The organism is Candidatus Zixiibacteriota bacterium (genome assembly GCA_021159005.1).
In the GTDB taxonomy this organism is placed as follows: domain Bacteria; phylum Zixibacteria; class MSB-5A5; order UBA10806; family 4484-95; genus JAGGSN01.
In genome coordinates this window covers 1-1500 of record JAGGSN010000097.1, presented here as the reverse complement: position 1 = coordinate 1500, position 1500 = coordinate 1, and the positions used below count along the sequence as shown (strand labels likewise).

At 45.1% G+C, this 1500-nt stretch carries 1 protein-coding gene; it reads right to left on the bottom strand.

Translation table 11 applies throughout. The features are described 5' to 3' along the window. Positions 1-188 precede the first annotated feature (188 nt). A partial coding sequence (hslU, locus tag J7K40_06325) for an ATP-dependent protease ATPase subunit HslU (GenBank protein ID MCD6162010.1) occupies positions 189-1500 on the bottom strand: 1312 nt, incomplete at its 5' end.

Here is a 1500-nt window from a genome sequence, read left to right as displayed (position 1 = left end):
CAAGTTTCATTTATTGTGTATTAATTGGAGAATTCTATTGAAAAGGCCGGACAGTAGGGATTCCTTTTAGTATAAAAATATTATATTAGCGGCATCCGTTTAGCCCCAATACTGTTCATTTAGTGTATGTCAATAAACCCTGTGAGTGAAAATTGCACGCACGTAAAATATTAACGCTGCTAATTTCCCTACAAAATATACCGGCTTAAATCCTCATCCTCCACTATCTCGGTAAGCACATCAGCCACCATCTTTTTGGTTATCTGCACCTTCTTGCGTTTGACCTCGGGAGCTTGATACATCAGATCCTCAAGCAGAGTGGTCATCACCGTATGCAGACGTCTTGCGCCTATGTTTTCGGTGCGCATGTTTACATGAGCGGCAATGCGGGCAATCTCCTGTATGCCGGATTTTGTGAACACAATATTAACCCCTTCCGTAGCCATTAGTTCTTTGTACTGTTTGATAAGGGCATTTTCCGGTTCAGTAAGGATGCGTTCGAAATCTTTTTCGGTCAGGGTATTAAGTTCGACTCGGATAGGGAATCGTCCCTGCAGCTCCGGTATCAGATCGGATGGTTTTGACATGTGGAAAGCGCCCGCCGCCACAAACAGCACATGGTCGGTTTTGACCATGCCGTATTTGGTCATCACGTTGGTGCCCTCGACAATCGGCAGGATATCGCGCTGGACTCCCTCGCGGGAAACATCGGGACCAGACTTGGCTTTTTCGCCGGCTATTTTATCTATCTCATCGATAAAGATAATCCCTGAATTCTCAACTCGATTGATTGCCTCAGCAACTACCTCTTCGAAATCTATAAGATGCGCTGATTCCTCCTGAGTCAGCATATGGAATGCTTCATCGACTGTAACACGCCGTTTATGTGTCTTCTTAGGCATCATGCCGGAAAACATTTCCTGGATATTTATACCAATTTCCTCGATACCGGCAGGCGAGAAAACCTCGACAACAGGAAGTCTATCGTTGGGAACATCAATCTCAATATGCCGTTTATCAAGTTTTCCCTCTTTTAGCTGTTCTCTAAGTTTTTCTCGGGCAGTTTCGCTTTTTTTCAGTTGTTCGGGGGTTACTTTTGGGTCGGGCTTTTGTTTTCTTGCGCTGGAGGGCAAAAGGATATCCAGAAGTCTTTCCTCGGCAAGGGCGATAGCTTTCTCCTCGACCTGAGCTTGATTTTCCTTTTTAACCATATTGACGCTAAGGTCGGATAAATCGCGCACCATCGACTCAACATCGCGCCCCACATAACCAACCTCGGTGTATTTGGAGGCTTCAACCTTGATAAATGGCGCGGCTGTCAGATTAGCCAATCGGCGGGAGATTTCAGTTTTGCCAACACCGGTTGGGCCAATCATGATAATATTATTAGGCATTATCTCTTCCCGAATTGGCCCTTCCACTTTTTGACGCCGCCAGCGGTTACGTATGGCTATTGCCACCATCTTTTTAGCTTTATCCTGACCAATTATATATTTATCA